The organism is Streptomyces aurantiacus, from assembly GCF_001418335.1.
Taxonomy (GTDB): domain Bacteria; phylum Actinomycetota; class Actinomycetes; order Streptomycetales; family Streptomycetaceae; genus Streptomyces; species Streptomyces aurantiacus.
The window spans coordinates 1-6,761 of sequence record NZ_LIPP01000396.1 but is presented as its reverse complement, the minus strand read 5'-3'; the positions used below and the strand labels follow the sequence as shown (position 1 = coordinate 6,761).

Here is a 6,761-nt window from a genome sequence, read left to right as displayed (position 1 = left end):
TCTGCTGGGCGCGGCCGGGGACGGGCGGCGGGAGCTGCTCGGTGACGGCGGTGAAGGCGGGCGCTTCGGCGCCGTGCAGGACCGGGCGGATGACGGCGTGGAAGGCGTCGAGGTGGGACAGGTCGTGCGCGGTCAGCCGCGGTTCGCTGTGCCGGGCGAGATGACGGGCGTCCTCGGGGGAGGAGTTGAAGAAGATCTTGGTGCGGGCGTTGGTGCTGATGCCCTCCTCCAGTTCCTTGGGCAGTTGCCGTAGGTACTGGTGGGCGAGCGTCATCGACAGCCGGTAGCCGCGGGCCTCGGCGAGCATGTCCTCCAGCGCGTAGGGCAGGTTGAGGAAGTTGTGTGCCTCGTCCAGGTACAGCCCGGCGTCTGGGCGTTGGCCCTGGGAGATGCGGGCGCGGTGGGTGGCGGCCTGCCAGGTGCGGGCGACCACGATGGAGCCCATCAGGTGGGCGGTCTCGGTGCCCAGGGCGTCCTTGGCGATGCGCACCAGGCAGATCCCGCCGTCGAGCACGGCGTCCATGTCGACGGTGGACGGCCCGCCGGCGAGCGCGGCGCGGACGAAGGGCCGCAGCAGGAAGCCGCGGAGCTTGTTCATCAGCGGCGCGGTGACCTGGGCGCGGGCCGGCCCGGAGAGGTCGTCGTACCAGGACCAGAAGCCCCGCAGGACGTCGTCGTCGATCTGGTCGACGGCCCGCTGCCGGAACGAGCGGACGGACAGTAATTTGGGCAGGTCGGTCAGGACCGGCGTGCCGGGCTGTGCGTGCAGGGTCAGCAGCCCGGCCCGCAGGATGTCGTCGGTGCGCGGTCCCCAACTGCTGGCGTAGACACGGGAGAAGATCGACACCAGGTTGTCGACCGTCCGGGCCGCGTCGGCGCCTTCGAGCGGGTTGATGACGGGCGGGCGGGCCTTGCTGTCGGCGTCGAAGAGGATCACTTTGTCCCCGAGCTCCGCGGGCAGCCGCATCAGCACATCGGTGATCAGGTCGCCCTTGGGGTCGATGACCACCAGGCCGCGACCGGCCTCGGCGTCGGCGAGGATCATGCGGGCCATGAGCTCGGATTTGCCGGAGCCGGTGGCACCGAGGATGTGCAGGTGATGTCGGGCGTCCGGCACCCGCAGCCCGACAGGGCGGGGCCGGCCGGTGTCGGTCAGCCCGATGGGCCGCACGGCCGGGCCGGTGGCGGCGATGCCGGGCGGGGGCGGCACCGCACGGGCACCGGCACGTTGCAGGCCGGGAATGGCCTCGTCCCACGGCAGGTGCGCCACCGCCGCCAGTTCCGGGATCGACAGCAGGTCGCCTTTGGCCAGGCGGCGTTCGGCGACGTACAGCCAGGGGCGGCGGAGCTTGGCGCGGCGGTAGTAGTTGTGCTCGGTGAAGGCGGCGAACGCACTCGCGAGGGCGTGGCCCCGGCCGCGCAGCCGCGCGCGGACCGCCGCCCGCTTCTCACTGCTCAGATCTTCGGGCACGGTCGCGGTGATCGCGTAGCGGATGCGGGTCTCGTACGGGGCGCCGCGCTGCTTGGCGACGATCACCTTGTCCTCGACGGACGCCTCCAGCGCCGTCTGCCGGTCCAGCACCGGGCCGGCGCGGCGGGAACGCGGAGGGCGGTGGCCCGGGGTGAGCAGGTCCAGTAGGCGGCTGACGAGGCGGACCGGGTGCCCGGCGCGCGCCCGCCGGGCAGCCCGGCGGGACTTGGTGATCCGGTGTCCGGTGACGGGTCGGGCCAAGACCTGGACCACTGCCTGTTCGTCGGCGCCGAGGCCGACCGGTGCGCCGAGCAGGGCGCGGATCGGGTCGGCGGGAAAGTTTGTACGGATCGGCAGGGCTTCGGAGCGGGCCAGGCGCAGTTCGCCGCCGGCGGCCTCGCTGCGCTGCCCGGCGAGTGGGGTGGACGACGGTGTGGGTGCGGTGCGTGTGCGGGCTCCGGGCCAGGCGGCCTCGATCGCCCGTTCGACCATGCCGGGCGGGACAGCACCCGGGACCCACAGGCGAACGCGGATCGTTTCCCGGTCAAAGGCGTACTCCCACGCCAGGTGGGGCTGGCCGGTCAGGCGGCGCCGCCAGGCGGGCCGCAACAGCCCCAGCAGGTTCGCCCACAGGGCTTCGGCTCCAGTCGGGTCGGCGGTGGGAGGCGGCAGCACGCTGACGATCCGGGCGTCGGCGTTCAGCATGCGGCGGCAGCGGCGGCGCCACCACCAGCGCGCCCAGCCGAGCCCGGCACCGGCGAGCACCAGGAGGGGGCCGGCGATGAGCCACCCAACAGTGACCCACTGCACGGCGTGGGCCAGGACCGCGTGCACGGTGCCGCCGGGATCGCGTAGATAGGTGCCCAGCGGAGAATCGGGGCCTGCCGGAGCCGCGAGGTGCGAGGGGGACGACAGGAAGTGGCCGGTGAACATGGCAAGGACCTCCAGGGGCGCGGTCACGAAGCGGGGGTCAGGCGGCGCGGCCGTGGTGCTCCGCAGCGCCGGGCAGTTGGCCGGACTCGGCCGGTGCCGACGGCTCGGGATCGGTGTCGCCGTGCACGGGTCGCAGGCCGCCGCGCCGGCGGCGCTGGGCGTGGCGTTCGGCGTCGACTTCGGCCTGCCAGGAGCGGAACGTGCGGCCGCCAAGACGTTTGAGGAAGTGCGGGATGCGATTGGCGGGAATGCCCACCAGGCGCGGGCCGAGGACGGCCAGCAGGTCGCTGGCCTCCTGCGAGTGCCATCCGGCGGCGTCGATGGCTGCTTCGTCGGGGAAGACATCCGCCAGGCGGTCACGCTTGATGTCCAGCAGCGTGTCCTGGGTTCCGCCGAAGCTGTAGACCCACAGGAAGTTGTCTGGTGGGTCGGGCTCCACTAGGGCCCGGAACCGGGCGACTTCCTTGGTGTAGGCGTAGAAATTCGTCTTCGGCCGGCTGCGGATAATCCGAAGCCACGCGAGCAGGTAGCGGTCGGAAAAGAAGTCTCCCGAATCGTGAATCCTCACCCAGGTGCCGCGGAATTTCCGCCTGCCGAGCTCGGCGAGCATCGCCTGTTCCCAGCCGGGCAGGTCGTCGAGGACGAAGCGGAGATTGGCCTGGTGCTTGGCCTTCACCGTGGGCCAGGTGTACGTGCCGAAGCGGGCGTAGCAGACGTGGCGGCAAATCCCGGCCGACGGGCAGGTGTTGTAGGTGCGGCCCTCCGGAAAGCGACCGGCCCAGGCGGGCAGCGTCCAGTTCCAGACGCCGATCGCACGCATTTCACGGTTCTGGGTCAGTAGCCGCGCGGGGCGCCTGGGAACGGGAGCGGGCAGCGATAGGTGAGACGACATGGATGGCCTCCCAGAAGGAGATCAAGAGAGATACGACGGCCTCTGTGCGGAGACCGGCTGGCAAGCCGCGGAAGGGGTGATGGGGGGGCCGTTCAGTCGGCGTCGAGATCGACCTCGCTGCTGGCAACGGCGTCATCGTTGTTGTCCGGGGAATCGGCTACTTCGAGATCCAGGAACGGGCCCTCGGCGTCCCCAGCGGCACCGTTGTCCGCGTAGGCGGCCAGCTCTGCCGGATTCGTGGTCACCAGGTAGTGCTCAGTCGGTGAGGCCACGGAGGCGAACGCGACCCGCTGCGTTCCGGCGGACAGCAGGCCTTGGCCGCGGTCGGCGGTCAGCAGGAACTGCCGCTCGCCCTCGGACAGATCGAACGTCCGGGTGATCTCGTCGACGGCCTGCGGGGCCTGTCGCAGCAGGATCTGGGTGGCGGCGTTGGCGACGACCGCCTTGCCCAGGTCGGAGCCGAGAACGTCGGCGGTGTCCTGGGTGGCTACGGTCAGCCCGGCCCAGTGCTTGCGGGACGCCTTGGCCATCCGGAACAGGAACTGTGCCCCGGCCGGGGCCTGCATCAGCAGCCATGCCTCGTCCACGGTCACCAGTCGCGGTCGGCGCAGCGCCGGGTTGGACACCCGGCGCCAGATGGCGTCCAGCGTCAGCAAAGTCCCGATGGGCTTGAGTTCGTCCGGCAGGTCGCGCAGAGAGAACACCACCAGGTGGCCGTTCGGCCGGGTGGAGGTGGGCCCGGCGAACAGTCCGGAGAACGCGCCCCGGGTGAAGGGGTGCAGACGGGAAGCCAAGTCAGCAGCGGTCTGGTTCTTCGAGGCGTGCAGGGTGGTGGCGAGGTCGGCCAGCAGTGGGGCCGGCCGAGTCCAGGTCCGCGAGTCCGCGGTGATGCCGGCCTGCTGGTACGTCGCGGCGATCGCCTGGTCCAGCACCGCCCTCTCCGTCGGTGCGAGCCGCTCGCCGAGCAGCACGGCCAGGACGGTGTGCAGGAACAGGGAGCGCCGGACCAGGGCGTCCTTGGGCGCGGTGCGCCGTCCGTCGGGACGGGTGTGGACGGGCAGGTCGAAGGGGTTGAGCCGGACGTCCTCGGCGCCGAGATGGACGTAGGTGCCGCCGACCGCGTGGGCGAGGCGGGCGTATTCGTCCTCGGGGTCGATGACATAGTTTTCGATGCCGCGGTAGAGCGAGCGCAGCAGCTCCAGTTTGACCAGGTAGGACTTGCCGGCGCCGGAGCGGCCCAGGACGACGGAGTTGTGGTTGTCCAGGGCGAAGCGGTCCCAGTGGACGAGTCCTTGGCTGCCGATGTTGTAGCCGTAGAGCACGCCGGACGGGGCGGCGGCCGAGGTGGGGTCGGGCGGGGGCAGGTCGGGGCTGGTGAACGGGAACGCGGCGGACAGTGCGGCGGTGTCGAAGGTGCGGCGCATCGTCACCAGGTCGAGGCCCATCGGCAGGCAGGTGACCCAGCCCTGGAGGCTGCGGTAGGTGGTGGGTTTGGCATCCAGTAGCAGGCTGGCGGCGAGAGCCCGTACCGCGGCGGCCTCGCTTACCAGCTCCTCGCGGCTGGTGGCGTGGACGGTCAGGTACAGGCCGAGCCGGTAGAGCTTGCCCTCGCCGCGGGCCACTCGGGAAGAGAGGTCGTACGCGTCTTCGGTGGCCGCCTCCACCTGCGGGTCGAGGAGCCGGTCATGATTCTGCGTGTGGCGGCGGCCGGATTCGAGCTTGGCCAGTTGCCGCTTGAGCCGGTTGGCGGCGGTGACCGGGTCGACCGGCTCGATGTGCAGGCTGACGTCGACCCGGCCGGGGTAGGTCAGCAGCGGTTGCAGCCACCCGGGGTGCACCTCGCGCGGATAGCCGGTGACCGCGAAGGAGGCCACCCACTCAGCTCCGACCTCCAGATGCCGGGGCCCGACGGCCAGGGCATCCGGAACGAACGCCCCGGCGCCGTGGGCAGGCGTCGTCGGAGACGAGTGTCCTGTAGGCGTGCGTGAGCGCTTCACAGCGCCTTCCCTTCAGGCTCGTCCCAGGGCACGGACGTGTCATGGGGCCAGTCCTCTTCATTCGAGGCGGTGGTGATGACGTCGGCGGCGCCGGCGAGCGCGGAGGTGGGCGGCAGCAGGCTGTCGGGGTTGCACGCGGCGGCCAGCACGGCGGTGGCCTGCCCGGCGTCCAAGGGAGTGACGACGATGCCGATGGGACCCAGGAGTTCGACCGCCTCGCCGAGGCGGCGTACCAGGCGCGCTTCAGCGGCTCGCCGGACAGCATGCTCCTCGCCCTCGCCGCCGGGTGAACTGTGCCTACGGTGGAACAGGGCAGCCAGCGGCGAGCCGCTCCCCAGCACATCGGCGGGAACACTTGGACCGAGGTGTTCGCGCAGGATGAGCAGGACCTGGCGGCGCAGCAGGTCGGTGTTCTGGCCGAGCTGGGTGAGGTAGTCGGCGTGCTCACGGGCAGCGGCCTCCAGCGCCGGGTGCGGCAGGGACGGGGCATACCGCCCCAGCTCGCCGATCTGCGCGGACAGGTCCAAGCGCTCGGCGCGGATGAGGATCTGTACGGGGGCGGTGAGCGAGTGCAGGTACCGGCCGAACGCGCTCACCAAGGAGTCCTGTTCCGCCGGGGTGCGCAGGGCGAAGTTGACGGTGCTGCACACCGCCACCACCGCGACCCCGTCCGCGCCGAGGTCGATCACGCCGGTCTCGCTCACACCTTCGCCGGGCAACTGCAGCGCGGCTGGCACGACGCCGCCGGTCGGCTGCTCGGGTTCGGTGGCCTGCCGGGCCAGCCAGGCCGGTGCCGGGCGAATGCCCTCGGGGGCGGCAACCTGGTAGCGGGGCATCATGCGCTGGCGCAGGGCGGCGAGCATCAGCCGGTCCAGTGGCATCCCGTCGCGCCTGCCCAGGGCCAGGAAGACCGCGGTGGCCCCGATGGGGACGGTGGGGATCAGAAACACCGGCAAAGGCACGAACGCGCGGGTGAGCGACCACAGGCCGTACAGCACGATGCCGGTGACGGCCAGGATCATCAGCTGCCGGGCGGTCAGGTTCGCCAGGACGGTGTCCTCGCGATCGACATCGGCAGGGATACGCACCGGCTGGGTCATGACCGGTCACCTCCTGAGCGTGTGCCACCGGTACGGCGCCGAGACGGTGGCTGCGGGGTACGCCGTGTGGGCGGGGGAACAGATGGTGGGGAGCTGAAGACGGCCGGGGGCGCTCCCGTGCGGGGGTGCCGCCTCGGGGCGACCCGGGGCGGGGGCACCGGCGGCTGGAAGGCGGCGGGCGCGGGTGGCCGGGTTGGGTGCCGGGGTGGGGTGAGGGGCTGTGGAGTGGGTTGCTGGAAGTGTGGCCGGGACGGTACCGGCGGCGTGCTGCTTGCCCTGACCGGCGGCACGGTGCGGGTGCCGCTCGGCGCGTGGAACACCGGCAGACCGGGCGGGTGAGCAGGCCGGGGCGGCGGCGTGCCGGGCGG

4 protein-coding genes are annotated in these 6,761 nt (G+C 71.8%); all 4 read right to left on the bottom strand.

What is annotated here, in order from left to right; genetic code table 11:
- Positions 1-2,431: DUF8128 domain-containing protein (locus tag AOK01_RS36500; RefSeq protein WP_245702560.1), on the bottom strand; the 2,431-nt coding region annotated here is incomplete at its 3' end.
- 10 nt (positions 2,432-2,441) lie between these two features.
- The gene (locus AOK01_RS36495; protein ID WP_055519349.1) at positions 2,442-3,296 is read right to left on the bottom strand and encodes a GP88 family protein; all 855 of its coding nucleotides are present in this window, start codon (positions 3,294-3,296) and stop codon (positions 2,442-2,444) included.
- A gap of 92 nt (positions 3,297-3,388) precedes the next feature.
- Complete coding sequence (locus AOK01_RS36490) at positions 3,389-5,293, bottom strand: VirB4 family type IV secretion system protein (RefSeq protein ID WP_055519347.1); 1,905 nt, start codon at positions 5,291-5,293, stop codon at positions 3,389-3,391.
- On the bottom strand, positions 5,290-6,393 hold the full coding sequence (locus AOK01_RS36485; RefSeq protein ID WP_055519346.1) for a PrgI family protein: 1,104 nt from the start codon (positions 6,391-6,393) through the stop codon (positions 5,290-5,292). Before AOK01_RS36485 ends, AOK01_RS36490 begins: the two co-directional genes overlap by 4 nt.
- Positions 6,394-6,761: the final 368 nt, after the last annotated feature.

Bases quoted from the DNA above. Each gene is read 5' to 3' on its own strand.
- AOK01_RS36495 (WP_055519349.1), bottom strand. From the start codon at position 3,296: ATGTCGTCTCACCTATCGCTGCCCGCTCCCGTTCCCAGGCGCCCCGCG.
- AOK01_RS36485 (WP_055519346.1), bottom strand. From the start codon at position 6,393: ATGACCCAGCCGGTGCGTATCCCTGCCGATGTCGATCGCGAGGACACC.